Source organism: Humidesulfovibrio sp., from assembly GCF_030689645.1.
Classification (GTDB): Bacteria; Desulfobacterota; Desulfovibrionia; order Desulfovibrionales; family Desulfovibrionaceae; genus Humidesulfovibrio.
This window is the reverse complement of record NZ_JAUYFU010000021.1, coordinates 1-17,799: the sequence shown is the minus strand read 5'-3', so window position 1 is coordinate 17,799 and position 17,799 is coordinate 1. Positions and strand designations below refer to the sequence as shown.

Annotated in this window: 17 protein-coding genes; 8 read left to right on the top strand and 9 right to left on the bottom strand. The window is 64.5% G+C overall.

From position 1 onward, the window contains the following. Positions 1-199: 199 nt before the first annotated feature. Genes recJ through Q8O35_RS03230 form a run of 7 tightly spaced genes read right to left on the bottom strand, consistent with a single transcriptional unit; the run spans position 200 to position 6,452 of the window. Positions 200-1,966 (bottom strand): single-stranded-DNA-specific exonuclease RecJ, encoded by a 1,767-nt coding sequence (gene recJ / locus Q8O35_RS03260; RefSeq protein ID WP_305570553.1) that lies wholly within the window; start codon positions 1,964-1,966, stop codon positions 200-202. 8 nt (positions 1,967-1,974) lie between these two features. Then, positions 1,975-2,736, bottom strand: a complete 762-nt coding sequence (gene pyrF / locus Q8O35_RS03255; RefSeq protein WP_305570551.1) for an orotidine-5'-phosphate decarboxylase — start codon at positions 2,734-2,736, stop codon at positions 1,975-1,977. After that, complete coding sequence (gene gmk / locus Q8O35_RS03250; protein ID WP_371133087.1) at positions 2,736-3,392, bottom strand: guanylate kinase; 657 nt, start codon at positions 3,390-3,392, stop codon at positions 2,736-2,738. The genes pyrF and gmk overlap by 1 nt, the downstream gene beginning before the upstream one ends. After that, positions 3,392-3,688 (bottom strand): DUF370 domain-containing protein, encoded by a 297-nt coding sequence (locus tag Q8O35_RS03245; RefSeq protein ID WP_305570549.1) that lies wholly within the window; start codon positions 3,686-3,688, stop codon positions 3,392-3,394. The genes gmk and Q8O35_RS03245 overlap by 1 nt, the downstream gene beginning before the upstream one ends. A gap of 3 nt (positions 3,689-3,691) precedes the next feature. Then, positions 3,692-4,573 carry a YicC/YloC family endoribonuclease gene (locus Q8O35_RS03240; RefSeq protein WP_305570547.1) on the bottom strand — a complete coding sequence of 294 codons (882 nt, stop codon included), beginning with the start codon at positions 4,571-4,573 and terminating at the stop codon, positions 3,692-3,694. Then, positions 4,564-5,142 (bottom strand): DUF4416 family protein, encoded by a 579-nt coding sequence (locus Q8O35_RS03235; RefSeq protein ID WP_305570545.1) that lies wholly within the window; start codon positions 5,140-5,142, stop codon positions 4,564-4,566. The genes Q8O35_RS03240 and Q8O35_RS03235 overlap by 10 nt, the downstream gene beginning before the upstream one ends. After that, entirely contained in the window at positions 5,139-6,452 is a 1,314-nt protein-coding gene (locus Q8O35_RS03230) for a MiaB/RimO family radical SAM methylthiotransferase (RefSeq protein WP_305570543.1), read from the bottom strand. The genes Q8O35_RS03235 and Q8O35_RS03230 overlap by 4 nt, the downstream gene beginning before the upstream one ends. Before the next feature lie 77 nt (positions 6,453-6,529). On the opposite strand from Q8O35_RS03230, the gene Q8O35_RS03225 reads away from it, so the two are divergent. Next, on the top strand, positions 6,530-7,066 hold the full coding sequence (locus Q8O35_RS03225; protein WP_305570541.1) for a tol-pal system YbgF family protein: 537 nt from the start codon (positions 6,530-6,532) through the stop codon (positions 7,064-7,066). 4 nt (positions 7,067-7,070) lie between these two features. On the opposite strand, the gene Q8O35_RS03220 is transcribed toward Q8O35_RS03225, so the two are convergent. After that, the gene (locus tag Q8O35_RS03220) at positions 7,071-8,099 is read right to left on the bottom strand and encodes a tRNA-specific 2-thiouridylase (RefSeq protein ID WP_305570539.1); all 1,029 of its coding nucleotides are present in this window, start codon (positions 8,097-8,099) and stop codon (positions 7,071-7,073) included. Then, positions 8,096-8,872, bottom strand: coding sequence for a glycosyltransferase family 2 protein (locus Q8O35_RS03215; protein ID WP_305570537.1), 777 nt, complete (start codon positions 8,870-8,872; stop codon positions 8,096-8,098). Before Q8O35_RS03215 ends, Q8O35_RS03220 begins: the two co-directional genes overlap by 4 nt. Before the next feature lie 89 nt (positions 8,873-8,961). Here Q8O35_RS03215 and coaE point away from each other — a divergent pair, with 89 nt between their 5' ends. The 7 genes from coaE to Q8O35_RS03180 all read left to right on the top strand — a co-directional run bounded on the left by coaE (position 8,962) and on the right by Q8O35_RS03180 (position 17,643). Next, positions 8,962-10,833 carry a dephospho-CoA kinase gene (gene coaE / locus Q8O35_RS03210; RefSeq protein ID WP_305570535.1) on the top strand — a complete coding sequence of 624 codons (1,872 nt, stop codon included), beginning with the start codon at positions 8,962-8,964 and terminating at the stop codon, positions 10,831-10,833. Continuing rightward, a complete protein-coding gene (locus Q8O35_RS03205; RefSeq protein ID WP_305570533.1) occupies positions 10,830-11,558 on the top strand; it encodes a rhomboid family intramembrane serine protease in 729 nt (242 codons plus the stop codon). Before coaE ends, Q8O35_RS03205 begins: the two co-directional genes overlap by 4 nt. A 126-nt stretch (positions 11,559-11,684) precedes the next feature. Continuing rightward, complete coding sequence (locus tag Q8O35_RS03200; protein WP_305570531.1) at positions 11,685-12,656, top strand: J domain-containing protein; 972 nt, start codon at positions 11,685-11,687, stop codon at positions 12,654-12,656. Positions 12,657-12,697: 41 nt separating this feature from the next. Next, positions 12,698-13,015, top strand: coding sequence for a chaperone modulator CbpM (locus tag Q8O35_RS03195; protein WP_305570529.1), 318 nt, complete (start codon positions 12,698-12,700; stop codon positions 13,013-13,015). 39 nt (positions 13,016-13,054) lie between these two features. After that, a complete protein-coding gene (gene clpB, locus Q8O35_RS03190; RefSeq protein WP_305570527.1) occupies positions 13,055-15,697 on the top strand; it encodes an ATP-dependent chaperone ClpB in 2,643 nt (880 codons plus the stop codon). Between the two features lie 20 nt (positions 15,698-15,717). Then, positions 15,718-16,365 carry a hypothetical protein gene (locus Q8O35_RS03185; RefSeq protein WP_305570524.1) on the top strand — a complete coding sequence of 216 codons (648 nt, stop codon included), beginning with the start codon at positions 15,718-15,720 and terminating at the stop codon, positions 16,363-16,365. 228 nt (positions 16,366-16,593) lie between these two features. Next, positions 16,594-17,643 carry a diguanylate cyclase gene (locus tag Q8O35_RS03180; RefSeq protein WP_305570522.1) on the top strand — a complete coding sequence of 350 codons (1,050 nt, stop codon included), beginning with the start codon at positions 16,594-16,596 and terminating at the stop codon, positions 17,641-17,643. Positions 17,644-17,799: the final 156 nt, after the last annotated feature.

Below are 17,799 nucleotides of genomic sequence, written 5' to 3'. Positions count from 1 at the left end.
GCCCCTTTCACCGTGAACGCATGCAACTTGCCCACCGGGCGAAGCTGACATATCCATTTCCCAAGCGCCATAAATTCCTGCCGACGGCTCGCCATAACTATTCCTTTTCAATGCAATACAGAGTGTTGAAACACACAAGGTTCGTAAGCCGCCTTGCGTCAGGTTCTCACGGCGAGAGTCAAAATTTCGCGTCGCGGCGCTACTCGTCCCAGTCCTTCACCTGCAACTCGATCTTGGGGATGCCGTCGAAGCGGTCGATGCGCGGGGTGAAGGCGAAGCGCATGAGCTTGCCCTGCACGTCGCGGGTCAGGTCCGCAGCCTTGCGCCAGGCCTTGGCCGGAAGCACAGCCCCAGGCCGCACGCCCACCTGGTCGTCCGGCAGCTGCTCCGCCAGTTGCAGCTTCACGTGATCCTTGCCGAACACGCGGTAGTCCTTCACCAGCACCGGCGGCGAGACGAAGACCGGCTCCGGGTTGCCCATGCCGAAGGGCTGCAACATCTCAAGCTCCTTCAGAAGCGTGAAGGTGATGTCGCCGAAGGGCAGCTCGCGGTCCAGTTTGAGCGAAGCCTTGAGCGGCAGCGAGCCCAGCGCCGTCTCAACGGCCAGATGGAATCCCTCGCGAAGAGCCTCAAGGTTGGCCAGCGGCATGGAGAGCCCGGCTGCCTGCTTGTGCCCGCCGAACCCCAGAAACAAATGCTCCAGCCCGGTCAGGCCCTCGTGCAGATCGAATTCCGAGACGCTGCGGCCAGAGCCCTTGTAGTGCCCGCCGTTTTCGTCTTCCTCGCGGCAGAGCATGAGCACCGGCTTGTAATGCCGCTCCACAACGCGGGAGGCCACGATGCCGATGACGCCAGGGTGCCAGTGGTCTGCGGCCAGCACCAGTCCAAGGCGCTCCTTCTGCTCTTCAGCCTGAAGAAGGGCCTCCTCAAGAATGGACTGCTCCTCGCTGCGGCGCTTGGCGTTCAGGCCGTCGAGCTTCGACGCCAGGGGATTCGCCGTGTCCATGTCCGGCGCCAGCAGCATGGTCAGGGCCACCTGCGGGTCAGACATGCGCCCGGCTGCATTGATGCGCGGGGCCAGGCCGAAGCCTATCTGCCCGGCGCCCAGCTCGGCCAGGCGGTCATAGCCGCTGTAGACCTTGAGGGACGCAAGGCCGGGCCGTTTGGCCTCCTTAATGAGCAGCAACCCGTTCTTCACCAGGATGCGGTTGGGGCCGGTGAGGCTCACCACGTCGGCCACGGTGCCCAGGGCCACAAGGTCGAGAAACTGGCGCATGTCCACGGGCTCGCCCGGCAGCAGGCGGTTCAGCGCAGCCATGAGCATGAAGGCCACGCCCACGCCCGCCAGTTCGCACAGGCCGGTGCAGGCGTCGCCGCAATTGCCGCCGCACAAGCGCGGATTGCAGATGGCCGCGGCGGGCGGCAGTTCAGCCGGTGGCATGTGGTGATCGCTGACCACCACGGTCATGCCCAGCTCGTTGGCCCGAGCCACTTCGGCCACGGCGCTGATGCCGCAGTCCACGGTGAGCAGCAGGCGCACTCCGTCAGCCGCCAGGCGCTCAATGCCCGCCACGTTGAGTCCGTAGCCGTCGTCCACGCGGTTGGGCAGATAGTGGCGGATTTGTTGCGCGGCGACCTCCGGCCCCAGGCGCTTGGCGAAGAAATCCTTCACCAGGGCAGTGGAGGTGATGCCGTCCACGTCGTAGTCGCCCCAAACGCAGAAGCGCGCCCCGGCCATGAGCTCCCGCGCCAGCACGCGGGCGGCCTCAGTGAGGCCGGGAATGGCCTCCGGCTTGGGCAAATGACGCAGACCGGGCGAAAGGAAACGGTCCATGTCCTGGGGGGAGTTGAACCCGCGCCGCCACAGTACTTCGGCGATGACCTGGGTGATGCCCAAGTCTTCGGCGATCTGTCCGATGTTGGCTGGTACGGGCGCGACGGAAAGCAGCTTCCAGTTGCAGGGCATGCGGAAGCCTAGGCCTGAGCCATACGGCGCAACATGTCACGGGCGCTGCCGACGGGATCGACCGCGCGGGTGACGGGCCTGCCCACCACCAGGAAGTCCGAGCCTGCGGCCACTGCGGCCTCCGGGGTCATGACGCGGCGCTGATCGTCTGCCGAGGCCGACGGATCGGGCACGCGGATGCCCGGAGTGAGACACATGAAGTTTTGCCCGCAGGCGTTCTTGATGCGCGTCGCCTCTTGCCCGGAGCAAACCACGCCGTCCAGCCCGGCAGCGAGCGAAACCAGCGCCAGTTCCAGCGCCACCTCTGCAGCCGGCCTGCCTCGCAGGATGGGGTTGTCGACATCCTGCATGCTGGTGAGCACCGTGACGGCGAACAAAAGCGGCTTCTCGGTCAGGGCGCATTCGGCCCCATATTCCAGAAACGCCTCGTCGCGCGCGGCAACGGCCACCTTGGCCATGTCCAGCCCGCCCGCAGCGTGGATGTTCAGCATGTCCGCCCCGCACTTGACCGCGGAGCGCACTGCCCCGCGCACGGTGTTCGGGATGTCCAGAAACTTGAGGTCGAGAAAGACCTTGAAGCCAAGACGCTTGATGGCCCGGACAATCTCCGGACCCTCGGCCACAAAGAGCTCCAGCCCCACCTTCATCCACAAATCAGGCTGCCCTGGAGCGACCAAAGAAACAAGCTTCCCTGCCAGTCCCAGAGCTTCAGCCCCGGTCTGAAAATCAAGGGCAATGACGAGTTTCGGCTGCGTTGCCAACTGCGACATCAGGCGCTCTCCCACTGGGCCATGAGCCCTGGCAGAAGGCCCGGACGGCAGATGGCCCGGGCGCGGCCCGCGACAAACACGGCTCGCAGCTCGTCAGCCGCCTCCTCAAGGTCGTCGTTGACGATGTGGTAGTCGAAATGCACTGCCTCTTTCAGTTCGCCCAGAGCGTTGTGCATGCGCCGTGCGATGACCTCGTCAGAATCCGTGCCGCGCCCGCGCAAACGGCGCTCCAGCACCTCCTTCGAGGGCGGCAGAATGAAGACATACAGCGCCTGCGGAAACACCTGTTTCAACTGCAACGCGCCCTGCACGTCAATGTCGAAGAGCATGTCCTGCCCGCGGGAAAGCTTCTCCTCAACCGGAGCCTTTGGAGTGCCGTAAAAGTTGCCGTGCACCTCGGCCCATTCGGCAAAATCTCCGGCGTCGCGGCGGATGATGAACGTCTCGCGCGTCAGAAAATGGTAATGCACGCCATCTTCCTCACCCACGCGCGGGGCGCGGGTGGTGCAGGAGATGGAATAGGCGAAGCCTGGGAACTCGGCCCGCAGCCGGGCCACCAAGGTGCTCTTGCCCGCGCCGGAGGGGGCGGAAAGAACCATGCACAGCCCCTTGCGGCCGCCATGCAGATTGTCCAGGGGAGCGTCTGTCGGGCGCATTAATCCTCCTCGCGCTTGTTCGCGCTTTCCTCGGCCAGGAAGCGCTGGCCGATCGTCTCCGCCTGGATGGCCGAGAGGATGACGTGATTTGAATCCGTGACCACTATGGCGCGCGTCTTGCGGCCCTGGGTGGCGTCGATGAGCCTGCCCTCCTGGCGCGCGTCCTCACGCAGACGGCGCATGGGCGCGCTGGCCGGGTCGACGATGGCGATGATGCGGGCGGCGACCACGAAGTTGCCGAAGCCAAGGTTCACCAGCCGCTGGCGCGACAATGATTTGTGTGCGCTTTTTTCCATGCCCTACTCGATGTTCTGCACCTGTTCGCGGCATTTTTCCAGCTCAACCTTGAAGTCCACGGTAAGACGGCTCACCTCGACATCCTGGGCCTTGTTGCCGCAGGTGTTGATCTCGCGGAAGGCCTCCTGAATAAGGAAGTCCAGGCGCTTGCCTGCCTCGCCCTTTGCGGCAACGGCCTCGTCCAGGCGGTCCAGGTGCGCGGCCAGCCGGGTTATCTCCTCGGATACATCCAGCCGGTCGGCCAGCACGGCCACTTCCTGGGCCAGACGCTCCTCGGTGAAGGTCATGCCCGCCTGAGCCACCAGGGTGGTCAGGCGCTCAGCAGTGGCAGCCTGCTTGTCCTTCAGCACCACGGGCACGCGCTCGCCCACGGCTGCGGCCAGCACGCGCAAGCGGGCAAAACGCGTGGTCAGATCCTTGGCCAGCTCGCCGCCCTCAACCCGGCGCGAGTCGTTCCAGTCGGCCAGGGCCTTGAGGAACCCTTCCTCCAGGCTTTTGGCCAGGCGGGGGTCCGGCTCGGAGGAATCGTCGCGCCAGAGGTGCGAGGCCGACAAGAGCCGGTTCATATCCGGCGCAAAGTCCACGCCCTGCTCCTTGGCCAGGCTGCGAAGCTGGTCCAGCATGGCCCCAGCCTGAGCGGTGTTCAGGCTCACGCCCAGAAGCGCCGCGCTGCGGGTCTCCACGTTCAGGCTGATGTCCACCCGCCCGCGCGAGGCGCCCTTGCGCAGCAGCTTGTCGAAGCGCGCCTCCAGGCTGCGCAGCACGGAAGGCATGCGCCACTTCACGTCCAGAAAGCGGTTGTTAACGCTCCTGATCTCCCAAACGTGGCTGAAGTCCTCGGCGTTGGTCTCCACTCGTCCGAATCCGGTCATGCTCATGGGCATGGTTGCTCTCCTTGGTTGGGCAGGATGTCTCCAGCCTCAATTGTTGTTTTGTACAGGCTGCGCAGCGCAGTCAAGCGCCGCTTCATGTCTTCAGTGGCGTAGTCCGGGAAGGTCCAGGGCAAATCAACCCAGCCCTGGCGCTTGTTGTAGATGAGCGTCAGGTCCGCCCAGATGCCGCATCCCAGGTATACCCGGTGCGTAAAATTCTTGCCAGAGGCCAGCACAAGGCGCTCCAGCGTCAGGATGCCGGGATCAAGGTTCACCCGGCGCGAGCCGTCAAACCGGGCTTGGGCGCGTTCCAGCTCGTTGGTGGCGAGCTTCATGTCCTTAAGCCCGTCCAGAGGCGTCAGGCGCTCAAAGGCCAGCAGGCGGCGGAACAGCGGCGCGCCCAACTCGTCTTCATAATACCCTGTGTGGTCAAAGGCCAGCAGCCCGGATTTGTAGTCCACCGGACCAAAGAGCTTCACCAGCTCCTCGTGCAGCGGCACCCATCGTGATTCCCACCACGCGGCCTGGGCCAGCACCGAGAGGACCGCCTTGCCAGGGTGCGGCTCGCGCGGGGTGCTCACGCGATATCCCCCGCAAAAGCGCCGACAACCTTGTCGTCCGCAACGCCCTCGGGCCGCAGGGCCACCAGGCTGCCACGCCTTAGCTCCTGGCCCCGGACGAGGCAGGGCGTGTAAAACTCGCACACGCCCTGGCCGGACTCGGCGTTCTCGATGAGCACCGTAAGCTGCGGCAGGGCGCAAAGCTCCTTCTGAAAGGCGCGGGTTTTCGCCTCCGCCATGGCACGCAGCCGGGCCGCGCGGGCCGTGCGCTCAAGCTTGGGCAACGGATCGGGCAGACGCGCCGCCGCAGTGCCAGGCCGGGACGAAAAGGGAAACACATGGGCGTAGGAAAGCGGCAGCTCGCTACAGAATGCAAAAGTGTTCTCGAACTGCTCAGCCGTTTCGCCGGGAAACCCGGTGAGCAGATCTGCGCCCAGGCCCAGGCGCGGCCAGAATCTTTTGAGTTGGCTCAGAAACTCCAGAACCTGCTCTGGCCGATAATGTCCGCGGCCCATGCGCTTCAATACGCCTGCATCACCGCTTTGCAACGACAGATGCAGGTGCGGAGCGACGAGACGCGAACCACCCAGCACATCCAAAGCCTTGGCTCCAAGCTGACCCGGCTCTACGGAACTGAGGCGCAAACGCGCCCGGCCAGCCCATTGCGGGCCAAGCGCGGCCTCCACCCGCGATAGCAAGTCCCAGAAATCAAGAGGCTCAGACAGGTCGCGGCCATACTGCCGCAGATTCACGCCGGAGAGCACCAGTTCGCGGTAGCCCGCGTCCAGCAGTCGGCGCATCTCTTCAATGGCCTCGCCTGGCTCGCGGCTGACGCTGGCCCCGCGCGTTAGCGGCACGATGCAATAGGTGCAGCCATGCGAGCAGCCGTCCTGCACCTTGACCACGGCGCGAGCGCGGCGAAAAACGCCGACGGAAAACGGCGGAAACGCCGAGGCAGGCGCAGGCCCGGAAGACAGAACGGGGAAAGGCCCGGCGAGCAGTTCGGCCTTGCGCGCCTGAGGAACCACCTCATCCACCTCGGCCATGGCGCCAAGCTCCTTGGCCAGCACCTGGGCAGCGCACCCGGTGACCACGATGCGCGCGGAGGGATTCTGCTGGCGCAGACGACGGAGCAGAGCGCGAAGGGCTCTCACTGCGCGGCTGGTCACGGCGCAGGAGTTCACGAGCAGCAGGTCGGCCCCCTCCACCTCGGAAGATTCGGCATACCCCTTTTCGCGCCAGGCCTCGGAAATAGACTCAGACTCGTACTGATTGATCTTGCAGCCAAGGGTGGCAACATAAAATGTCTTGGAATCCGTAAAATTCGGCATGATCTATGTGGTATTTTCCCTGGATTATTCGAAGCGCCTGAGCGAAAATGACGCAGATTCAATCAATAGGAGGCTCCATGCGCCTGCACCAGCCCCGCCAGTCAACCGTGACCGCCCTGGCCCTCACGATCCTGTGCCTCTGCCTGCTGACGGGCTGTTCGCCTGCGGTGCGCGGCAGCATGGCCCTGGCCAACAGCGACTACGAACTCGCCCTGGCCCACTACAACGAAGCCCTGGCCCAAGACCCGGACTCCCTATACCTGCGTCAACGCATCGGCCTGACGTACTTTGAGAAAACAGACTACGCCAACGCAGAGACCTGGTTCCTCGACATATTGAGCCGCAAGCCGGGCGAGCCCAACGCCCTCTTCTACCTGGGGCTGTCACGCATTGGCAAGGGCGAGGGCGAGGCGTCCCTGAAGGAACTCATGAGCTTCCGCTGGTCGGACAAATACTACCACCAGAAATTTGTGCGCGAGGAGGCCGAGCGCCTGCTGCGCCACCCGGAAATGCCCCCGGCCCAGGTCATCCGCAGTCTACAGGACGCGCTTGAGGAAGGCCGCAAGGAGCAACTCCAGCTGGAGCGCGACATGTTCCTCGGCCTCAGCCGCTAGAAACTCAAGCGATGACCGCGCCGGCCAGCACCACGCCGTCCGCGTCGTAGACAGCTGCAACCTGCCCCGGCGCGGGCCGCACCTGCGGCTCGTTGAACCGGACGCGAAGCGCCCCGCCGGAAAGTTCAATCCGCGCAGGCCTGGCGCTCTCGCGGTAGCGCGTCTGCACGAGCACGTCCTCCGGCCACAGGGCCGGGTCCACCAGGAGGTTCACCTCGCCCGCCTGAAACGACTCTACCAGCAGGGCCTCGCGCGGGGCCACGATCAAGACGTTTCGCTCAACGTCCTTGTCCAGCACGTACAACGGCTCCCGCCAGGAAAGACCAAGCCCCCGGCGCTGCCCGATGGTGCTGCGCCACAGTCCCTGGTGCGCTCCCACGCGGGTGCCGTCCGGCAGCTGCGCAGAGCCGGGGCCGGGCAGCTCCGGGCTGCGCGCTGCCAGAAAGGCGCGGTAGTCGTCATCCGGAACAAAGCAGATTTCCTGGCTTTCCTCAGGCAGAGGCGGAGTCAGACCACGGGCGTCGAGATAGGCGCGGGCGTCAGTCTTACGCGTTTGCGCCAGGGGAAAGCGCGCGCGCATGAGCCTCTCTCGCGGGACCAGGGACAAGAAATAACTCTGGTCCTTCACCGGGTCCGCGCCACGGGTGAGCGCCCAGCCGTAAACAGCATGCGTTCCGGCCCCGGCAAAATGCCCGGTGCCCAACGCTTCCGCTCCCAACGCCAGGGCGCTGTCCAACAGCAGGCCGAACTTCATGGCCGCATTGCAGCGGGCGCAGGGATTGGGTGTGCGTCCCGCCAGATACTCCGCGGCGAAAGGCCCGGCCACCAGCGCCTCGAAATCCGCACGCAAATCCAGCAGATGCAGCGCGACGCCAAGGCGTGAGCAGGTCTCGGCCAGCCCCTGGGCCGCGTGCAGATCGTGCTCTGGCAGGAACTGCCCGTGTAGAGCCAAAAGCTCACGCCCCTCGTCGCGCAGGCGCAGCAAGGAGGCCAGGCTGTCGCCGCCGCCGCTCACGGCAACGGCAAGAATCAAGGCTTTGGTCCCCAGTCGCCCGTTTCGGCGGCGCGCACATGTTTCATGAAGGCGTAGAACGAGCCGTGCACGGCGTTGATGAACCCGGCGCGGCCATCCAGAATGCCCAGCTTCAGCAGATAGAGTTTGAAAAACCTCGCCAGCCCATGGACCAGTCCCTTGAGCGCCCCGCCGGGCTTGCCCTTGGCCTTGGCGGCGTCTGCGCCCTGCTGTGCGTAAGAGTTGATCTTGTCCAGGTGCTCGCGAAAATTGCGGTAGGGATAGTGGATAATGTCGCCCGTGAGCTTGCGCGTGGGCCCAAGCGGATGAAAACTGTAGTGTGCGCCGCTCACATGCACTTCCATGGCGTCCGGGCGAAACACCCGGAACAGGTAGTCCGGGTACCAGCCGCTGTGCTTCAAAAAGCGGTCGAAATAAAATGACGAGCGCGGAGTGAGAAAGCCCGCAGCATCGCCGGGCTCAGCCAGCGCCGCGCGGATGCTGGCGTTGAGTTCATCCGACAGGTACTCGTCCTGATCCAGGCTCACCACCCAGTCCACCTTCGGCTCCATGGCCCGGATGTAGTCCAGGGCGTAACGGAACTGCGGGCCAGGGCCTTCCCAGCGGCGCGAAAGCACAAGGGCTCCTGCGGCCTCTGCCAAGGCCACCGTGGAGTCGGTGCTGAGCGAGTCCACCACGATGAGCTGGTCGCAAAAGTCCAGAGAGGCCAGGCAGCGTTCAAGCAGGCGCTCGCCGTTGTAGGTCAGAATAAGGCCGACGATGTGGGGAGCCATGCGTCCTCGCGGTTATGCGTGCAGAAATGCGTTCACAGGTGCGCGTCTTGTACGACGGGCTCCCCCACCGGTCAAGGACGCCCGCGTTTGTGCTTTTCGACGGCACAGGCTATGAACGGGCCATGCAGCACGACACCACACTTTTCGACGATGACCCGGAACTGGACGCCGCCGAGGCGCTTATTGCGGACGCACCCGAGACAGCCGGAATCCCTGCCGGGCCTTTGGAGCGCCGCGCCAAATCGACTGACACAGACCTGCGCCTGGACCAGTTCTGGGCGCGCGAGCTGGCCGACAGCGTCTCCCGCGAGCGCATCAAGGAATGGATACAGGCAGGCCTAGCCCTGGTGGACGGCAAGGCCGTCAAGAAGCCGGGCCAGCGGCTGGAAGGCTTCGAGCGCCTGACCCTCGACGCGCCGGACCTCACCGGCACAGACGCCCCCAAGGCGGAGGACGGCGCCCTGCGCATCCTGTACCGCGATGAATTCCTGGCGGTCGTCGACAAGCCCGCCGGGCTCACCACCCACCCGGCACCCAGCCAGCCAGCCGGCACCCTGGTGAACCGCCTGCTGCACCACCTGCCAGAGCTGGCCCCGGAGATCTCCGGCATGGAGGGCGAGCGACCGGGCATCGTGCACCGTTTAGACAAGGACACGTCGGGGCTCATCCTGGTGGCCTTGACCGAGGCCATGCGTCTGGAGCTTTCCCAGGCCTTTGCCGACCGCCGAGTGAAAAAGACCTATCTTGCGCTCGTCCATGGCCGCCCCAAGGGCGACGACACGGGCAGACTGGGCGAGGACGCGGGCTTCATTGATTTGCCCCTGGGCCGCCACCCCACCATCCGCACCAAAATGGCCGTCTTGCAGAAGGGCGGCCGCGACGCCCGGACAAGCTGGCGCAGGCTGTGGACCGACCGCCTGGGCCGCGCAAGCCTGCTGGCGGTGGACCTGCACACGGGCCGCACGCACCAGATCCGCGTGCATCTGGCGCACATCGGCAACCCGCTGGTGGGCGACCCGGTATACGGTCCATCGCACCACGCCCGGTGGCTGACGCAGAAAGGCCCCCTGCCCGGCCTCGCGCCCAGGCAGATGCTCCACGCCTTCCGGCTGGTGCTTGAGCACCCGGACAGCGGCGAGGAACTGCGCTTCCGTCAGGACCCGCCCGAAGATTTCCAGACCTTGCTGCGCGCACTGGCCTGCGACTGCCAGCGCGTGGTCATCACCGGCATGCCCGGTTGCGGCAAGTCCGCATTATTGCGCGCCATCGCAGACTCCCCAGAGGCCCCGCCGGTGTTCAGCGCCGACGCCTGCGTGGCCGCGCTCTATGAACCCGGCGGGGACGGAGCAGCGATTCTGGCACGCAGCCTTGGCCGCGGCATCCTCACTGAGGAGGGAGCCGTGGACCGCCAGCGCCTGCTGGCGCACCTGCTGGAAAATCCGGCCCAGCGGCGCGAGGTGGAGGATCTCATCCATCCCCTGGTGCGCCACGCCCTGACTGAATTCTGGGCCGAGCACAGCGCGGCGTCCCTGGCCGTGGCCGAAATCCCGTTGTTCTTCGAAGCGGGCTGGCTTGGCGCCAAGGCCGCCGCCAAACCCGGCGGCAAGAACCGCCGCATGGCCGATGTGGTTGTGGGCGTGCGCTGCCCGGATGCTTTGCGGCAAGGCGCGCTGCGCGAAAGCCGCAACATGACGCCGGAAGTGCTGGCGGCCTTCGAGTCCTGGCAGTGGCCGGAGGAACGCAAGCTGGCGGCCAGCGACATGCTGGTGGACAACGCCGGAGACCTGGACGCCCTGAAGCGTGAGGCCGCGAACCTGCTGGAGCGTCTCGCCGCCCTTCGCGCCGTGCGGGCCGAGACCCTTTCCGCCCGGCTGGCGGATCTGCTTGACGATGCGGCGGAAAAAGGCGCCAGCGTCGATGGCGTCGATGCGGCCTGGGAGTCCGGAGATTCCGACGAATGATCCCCCTGCGCGACGACATCCCGCGCGTGCACACGCCCGTGGCCGTGATCCTGGTGATCCTGGCCAACCTGGGCATGCACTTCTTCGTCAGCGGGCAGTCGCCGTATGTGCAGGAGGTCGTCTACAAACTGCTGGGCGTCGTGCCGGCGCGCTACGCCTTTCCCGACTGGGCGGCCTTCGCGGGCTTCCCAGCCATGGGGGTGCTGCCGTTCTTCTCGTACATGTTCCTGCACTCCGGCTGGGTGCATCTCATCATGAACATGTGGATGCTTTGGATTTTCGCAGACAACATTGAGGACGTCATGGGGCCTTTCCGCTTCATGGCGTTCTACCTGCTCTGCGGGCTTTCCGCCCTGGCCCTGCACATGGTCTTCAACTTGGCCGAGAGCGCGCCCATCATCGGGGCCTCCGGCGCGGTGGCCGGGGTCATGGGCGCCTATGTGACGCTTTACCCTCGCGGAAAGGTGCTCACCTTCATCCCCATCATCATCATTCCCTACATCGTGCCGCTGCCCGCTTGGCTATTCCTGGGCTTCTGGTTCCTGTCACAGGTGCTGTCCGGGGTCTTCGAGCACCTGACCGCCCAGGTGGCGGGCATAGCCTGGTGGGCGCATGTCGGCGGCTTTTTGGCAGGAATGTTGCTCGTGCGCCTGTTCATGCGGCCTGAACGCTGCTACTATTGCGAGTACAAGGGCCTTCGCAAAGACTTCCTGTTCAGCGAATAGCCGGGGCGACCGCCCTAACTCTTCCGTTGCAAACCTGTGGAAAACTCACTTGACAGGTCGCAACTACACACTATTTTTCACCGTGGAGCGAGATCGCGGCAGCAGCCGCCAAGGAGTTGAGCCTCAATGAGCGTTGAATTTAAAGACTACTACAAAATTCTGGGCGTGACTCGTTCGGCCTCCCAGGACGATATATCCAAGGCCTTCAAAAAATTGGCCCGCAAGCACCACCCGGACCTGAACCCCGGAGACGCCAGCGCCGAGGCCAAGTTCAAGGAGGCAGGCGAGGCCTATGAAGTCCTGAAGGACCCGGAAAAGCGCAAACTCTACGACCAGTTGGGACCGAACTGGCAGCAGGGCCAGAATTTCCAGCCGCCTCCGGGCTTTGAGGGCATGCGTTTCCGTCAGGCTGGCGGGCAGGGCGGCTTCGCCGGGGACGGCTTCAGCGACTTCTTCGAGACCCTGTTCGGCGGGGCTGGCGGGGCGCGTGGGGGCGCGGGATTCAGCGGCGGCTTCGGCGGCGGCTTCCAGCAGCGCCCGCGCAGAGGTCAGGACGCCGAGGTCACGTACGAAATCGGCCTGGAGCAGGCCTACGCGGGCGGGCCGCAGTCGGTGAACATCCAGGAGCACGTGCCCGGCGCCGACGGCTACCCGGTGATGCAGACGCGCACCCTCAAGGTGAACATCCCTCCCGGCATCAAGGACGGCCAGAAAATTCGCCTGGCGGGCCAGGGCAGCCCCGGAGGCGCAGGCGGCGAGGCGGGAGACCTTTACCTGCGCATCAAGCTGCGGCCCCACCCGGACTTCAAGGTCAAGGACGACAACGTCGTCTACGACCTGCCGCTGGCTCCCTGGGAGGCTGCCCTTGGCGCCACCGTTCGCGTGCCGACCCTTGACGGCGCTGTGGAGATGAAGATTCCCCCCGGCGTAAGCTCTGGAGCCAAGCTGCGCGTGCGTGGCAAGGGCCTGGGCACGGCGGGCAAGCGCGGCGATCAGATGGTGCGCATCATGATCCACACGCCCAAGCCCCTCTCCGACGAGGAGAGACGCCTGTGGGAAGAGCTGGCCAAGACATCGGCCTTCCTGCCACGCGCCTGAGCATCAGCCTGACTGAGGCTTGATTTCCAAGGAGACACGCCATGACGCAGCTGAAGATCAACGACCCGCAAAGCCTGCCCAGCCGCTCGGAGTTCATAGCCTGGGGGCGGTTTGTGGAAATGTCACGCGTAGAGCCCGCCACCGTGGCCGAATTGCTTGAAATGGGCTGGCTCGACCCCGTGCGCACTGGCGCGGATGAATATCTGTTCCGCTCGCACGATGTGTACCGCATTCAAAAGCTCATGCGCCTGTGCCGCGACCTGGAGATATCCTTTGCCGCGGGCAGCATCATTGTGGACCTGCTCGACCGCGTGGAGCGCCTGGAGCAGGAGCTTTCAGAACTCAAGCGACTGCTCTAAACCACGGCCTTCAAGGTCGTGCCCCTGGGAGGACATGAAATGGATCCCAACAAGCTGACCCAAAAATCACAGGCCGCGCTGTCGGAAGCGCAGAACCTCGCCATCTCTCGCGGGCACCAGCAGGTGGACACCCCGCACCTGCTTTACGCCCTGGTCACCCAGGACGGCGGCTTGGTTCCGCAGATTTTGGGCAAGTGCGGCCTGGACGCAAAAACCTACGCCCATGCAGTGGAAGCGGAACTGAACCGCCTGCCCAGTGTATCCGGCCCAGGCACGCAGCCCGGACAGGTGCACATCACCCAGGCCGCCAGCGCCGTGCTTGTGCGCGCCGATGAAACCGCCCGGCGCATGCAGGACGAGTTCGTGAGCGTGGAGCACATCTTCCTGGCCATGCTGGACGAGCCGCCCTCCTCCGGCCCCGGCAAGGTGAACCGCCAGTTCGGCCTCACGCGCGACAAGTTCCTGCAGGCCCTCACCGAGGTGCGCGGCAACCAGCGCGTCACCTCGGACAACCCCGAGGACACTTACGACTCCCTCAAGAAATATGGCCGCGACCTGGTGGACGAGGCCAAGAGCGGCAAGCTCGATCCGGTCATCGGCCGCGATCAGGAGATTCGCCGCGTCATCCGCATTCTCTCGCGCCGCACCAAGAACAATCCGGTGCTCATCGGCGAGGCGGGCGTCGGCAAAACCGCCATCGCAGAGGGGCTCGCCCAGCGCATCGTCAAGCAGGACGTGCCCGAGGGCCTGAAGGACAAGACCATTTTCGCCCTCGACATGGGTGCGCTCATCGCTGGCGCCAAGTACCGCGGCGAGTTCGAGGAGCGGCTTAAGGCCGTGCTCAAGGACGTGCAGAAGAGCGAAGGCCGCATCATTCTGTTCATCGACGAGATGCACACCATCGTGGGCGCGGGCAAGGCCGAGGGCGCCATGGACGCGGGCAACATGCTCAAGCCCATGCTGGCGCGCGGCGAACTGCATTGCATCGGCGCCACCACCACCGATGAGTACCGCAAGTACATCGAGAAGGACCCGGCCCTGGAGCGGCGTTTCCAGCCGGTCTTGGTGGATGAACCGAGCGTGGAGGACACCATCTCCATCCTGCGCGGCCTGAAGGAACGCTTCGAGGTGCACCACGGCGTGCGCATCAGCGACTCGGCCATCGTGGAGGCGGCGATGCTCTCCAGCCGCTACATCAGCGACCGCCAATTGCCGGACAAGGCCATCGACCTCATCGACGAGGCTGCAGCCATGATCCGCACGGACATCGACAGCCTGCCCACGGAGCTGGACGAGACCAACCGCCGCGTGCTCCAGTTGGAGATCGAGCGCGAGGCGCTCAGGCGCGAAACCGACTCGGCCAGCCGCGACCGCCTGGGCAAGCTGGTGGAGGAGCTGGACGAACTCAAGATCAAGCAGGCCGAATTCATGGCCCAGTGGGAGCGCGAAAAGAGCGCCATCGAGGTGGTTCGCAACATCAAGGCCGCCATCGAGCAGACCAAACTTGAAATCGAAGAGGCCGAGCGCGCCCTGGACTACAACCGCGCTGCCGAGCTGCGCTACTCCAAGCTGCACAGCCTGGAGAAGCAGCTGGCCGAAAGCGGCGAAGCCGTTGAGGGCGAGGCTCCGCGTATGCTGAAAGAAGAGGTCGGCCCGGACGACATAGCCAGCATCATTTCGCGCTGGACGGGCATCCCGGTGACGCGCCTGCTTGAAGGCGAGCGCGAGAAGCTGCTGCGCCTGCCCGAGCTGCTGCACGAGCGCGTCATCGGCCAGGACGAGGCCGTGCAGGCCGTGGCCGACGCTGTTTTACGCGCTCGGGCCGGACTCAAGGACCCGCGCAGGCCCATCGGCTCGTTCCTCTTCCTCGGCCCCACGGGCGTGGGCAAGACCGAGCTGTGCAAGACCCTCGCGAGAGCGCTCTTCGACACCGAGGAGAACATGATCCGGCTGGACATGAGCGAGTACATGGAGAAGCACTCCGTGGCGCGGCTCATCGGCGCGCCTCCGGGCTACGTGGGCTATGACGAAGGCGGCCAACTCACCGAGGCCGTGCGCCGCAAGCCCTACGCCGTGGTGCTCTTCGACGAGGTTGAGAAGGCCCACCCGGACGTGTTCAACGCCCTGTTGCAGATTCTGGACGACGGGCGGCTGACGGACAGCCATGGCCGCACCGTGGACTTCAAGAACACCATCCTCATCATGACCTCGAACATCGGCTCGCAGTACATGCTGGCGGGCATCCAGCCGGACGGCACCTTCGGACCCGGCGTGGAGCAGCAGGTCATGGAAGCCCTGCGCGGACACTTCCGGCCCGAGTTCCTGAACCGGGTGGACGAGACCGTGCTCTTCAAGCCCTTGCAGCAGCAGCAGCTCATGGCCATCATCGAACTGTTGGCGGGTTCCTTGCGTGAGCGTTTGGCCGACCGCAAGATGGGCCTCGTCATCACCGCTGCGGCCAAGACCTTCATGGCCCAGGCGGCCTACGACCCCATCTACGGCGCGCGGCCCCTGCGCCGCTACCTGCAAACGCACCTGGAGACCCCGCTGGCGCGTGAGATCATCTCCGGTCGCCTGCCCGATGGCGCGCAGGTGGTGGTGGATGTGCAGAATGGCCGCATCGTGTTCGGCAGCCAGGACGAGGACGGCGAGGTGGTGTTTGACGCCGAGGTGACGCCCTAGCAGAGTGCGGCGGGAGACCCATGACCAGACTCACCAGGGACTGGATATCCCACATTCAACATGGGGAAAAGCGTGGTCCTAGCCAGTTCGAAGCTGGCAAGGCATGGCGCTGTCTGCTGGCATGCGTCATCATCGCGACGCAAAGTGTCGGCTGCACGTCCATGCATGAGGCGCGACCGAATGTTTTGATTGCCTCCTCACGCTTTTTCAGCAGCAATGCTATTATCTCCGACGATTGCGTATTCGTTGCGGTGGATGAAAGCCCACCGCAAGCGCAGGCCATGGTGCGTCTTCCCGAAGGCCCGCACACGCTCCGCACTTCTGTCAGCTGGTCCAATGGCTACACGGAGATAATGGATCTGAACCTCTTGGTCATCGAAAACGAACGCTATGTCATATATGCTGTTGAGCGCTCGGCAAAGCAGAAGCCAACAGACATTCAGATTCGTCCAAAGACCACACGCGAAAAGCTTTGGAACGAATCAACGGAGGCCTTCTTCTGGGGCTTCGGGCCGTTCTGGTTCCCATTCACCCTCGCAAGAGGAGCAGCCGATGCCGCGCAGAATCAACAAGTTTCGGACCGCCCGTTCGACGGTTGCTGCTTCATATGGGCTGCCGAGGCAAATTCAGGGAGAATTGTCGCTGGCTCCCCCCCACCCTCAAAGTAATGTCGCCCTCGGCCACGAGGTCCTGCCCAAAACATTCGCGCACCCCTGCCCACCGGCGGTTGCACCCTAAACGCCACCGCACCTTCCTGTTTCCACTAGTCAGCGGCGCAACGCTCACGTACTGATGACACGCCAAGGGATTCTATTGTCGAAAGCGTTTTGTCCGGGTAAGTATCGTGCAGTTTTTTAGATCGTCCCCGTGCATACCAGACGCAAAGGACCATCCGCATGCGACCTGATCGGCAAAAACTCATCCGCGCACTGCTCGACGAATACATCACGCTCTACGCTGGCCGCGACGACAGACTCACCGAAAAATTCAGCCATACCTTCAGCGGCTTCACCGGCGGTGGAGACTTTCTGGTCAAGGACAGGGAGGCCTGGGTCGCCATCACCCGGCAGGACTTCTCGCAGGTGCCGAACCCCCTACGCATCGAGATGCTGGACGTGTCCCTGCAGGACCTCAGCAGGGACGTGGTCTCCGCCACGGCCTTCTTCCATATCCACCTGCCCATCAACGACCATATTCTCGCGCAGGAGACGGCGCGCCTGCTGCTTATCTTCCGTCAGGAGGAACAGGGCTGGAAGATCGTGAACAGCACCATCTCAATCCCCTACCATCTGGTGGAGGACGGCGAGGTCTACCCGCTCAAGAACCTGAGCGAGAAGAACCGGGAGCTTGAGGAGCTTGTGGCGGAGCGAACCCAAGCCCTGAAGGAGGCCAACGCCAAGCTGGAATTATTGAGCAACACGGATGGCCTAACGGGCATAGCCAACCGCCGCAGCTTCGACCAGTCCCTCGCAACGGAGTGGAAACGAGCGCTGCGATCCGGCTTACCACTTTGCTTGATTTTGCTCGATGTGGACCACTTCAAGCACTATAACGACCAGTACGGCCACCTTGCGGGCGATGACTGCCTGCGGGCCATTGCCCGCGCTCTGGCCATGGGGGGCCAGCGTACAAGCGACATGGCCGGACGATTCGGGGGCGAGGAGTTCGTGATGCTGCTGCCAATCACCAGCCAATGCGGCGCGCTGGAAATTGCCCGGCGCATCCGGAACGAGGTCATGGCCCTGGCTATTCCGCATGAGGAAACCGGCGCAGGTGTCGTCACGGTGAGCCTGGGCGTGGCCTGTCTTACTCCCACGCGGCAGAACAGCCCGGATCTGCTGCTCCGAGAGGCTGACGCCGCCCTCTACCGCGCCAAGCAGTCGGGCCGAAACTGCGTGCGCACGAACTTTGACGAGACGCCGGAAGTGTTACGGGACTGGGACTAGCCAGAATAGTATCGCGCTGCTTCAGGCTGTTGCCGCCCTGCCGAACCCCTAAAGCCTTACCCGCCCGAGCCCCCGCGCGGAGGAACCCTTGCCCCACCTCACCCCCGACACCCTGGCCAACTACGCCGATGTCCTCGTGTGGGCCTTGCGCACCTC

Bases quoted from the DNA above. Each gene is read 5' to 3' on its own strand.
- recJ (WP_305570553.1), bottom strand. From the start codon at position 1,966: ATGCCCTGCAACTGGAAGCTGCTTTCCGTCGCGCCCGTACCAGCCAAC.
- pyrF (WP_305570551.1), bottom strand. From the start codon at position 2,736: ATGTCGCAGTTGGCAACGCAGCCGAAACTCGTCATTGCCCTTGATTTT.
- gmk (WP_371133087.1), bottom strand. From the start codon at position 3,392: ATGCGCCCGACAGACGCTCCCCTGGACAATCTGCATGGCGGCCGCAAG.
- Q8O35_RS03245 (WP_305570549.1), bottom strand. From the start codon at position 3,688: ATGGAAAAAAGCGCACACAAATCATTGTCGCGCCAGCGGCTGGTGAAC.
- Q8O35_RS03240 (WP_305570547.1), bottom strand. From the start codon at position 4,573: ATGCCCATGAGCATGACCGGATTCGGACGAGTGGAGACCAACGCCGAG.
- Q8O35_RS03230 (WP_305570543.1), bottom strand. From the start codon at position 6,452: ATGCCGAATTTTACGGATTCCAAGACATTTTATGTTGCCACCCTTGGC.
- Q8O35_RS03225 (WP_305570541.1), top strand. From the start codon at position 6,530: ATGCGCCTGCACCAGCCCCGCCAGTCAACCGTGACCGCCCTGGCCCTC.
- Q8O35_RS03215 (WP_305570537.1), bottom strand. From the start codon at position 8,872: ATGGCTCCCCACATCGTCGGCCTTATTCTGACCTACAACGGCGAGCGC.
- Q8O35_RS03205 (WP_305570533.1), top strand. From the start codon at position 10,830: ATGATCCCCCTGCGCGACGACATCCCGCGCGTGCACACGCCCGTGGCC.
- Q8O35_RS03200 (WP_305570531.1), top strand. From the start codon at position 11,685: ATGAGCGTTGAATTTAAAGACTACTACAAAATTCTGGGCGTGACTCGT.
- Q8O35_RS03195 (WP_305570529.1), top strand. From the start codon at position 12,698: ATGACGCAGCTGAAGATCAACGACCCGCAAAGCCTGCCCAGCCGCTCG.
- clpB (WP_305570527.1), top strand. From the start codon at position 13,055: ATGGATCCCAACAAGCTGACCCAAAAATCACAGGCCGCGCTGTCGGAA.
- Q8O35_RS03185 (WP_305570524.1), top strand. From the start codon at position 15,718: ATGACCAGACTCACCAGGGACTGGATATCCCACATTCAACATGGGGAA.
- Q8O35_RS03180 (WP_305570522.1), top strand. From the start codon at position 16,594: ATGCGACCTGATCGGCAAAAACTCATCCGCGCACTGCTCGACGAATAC.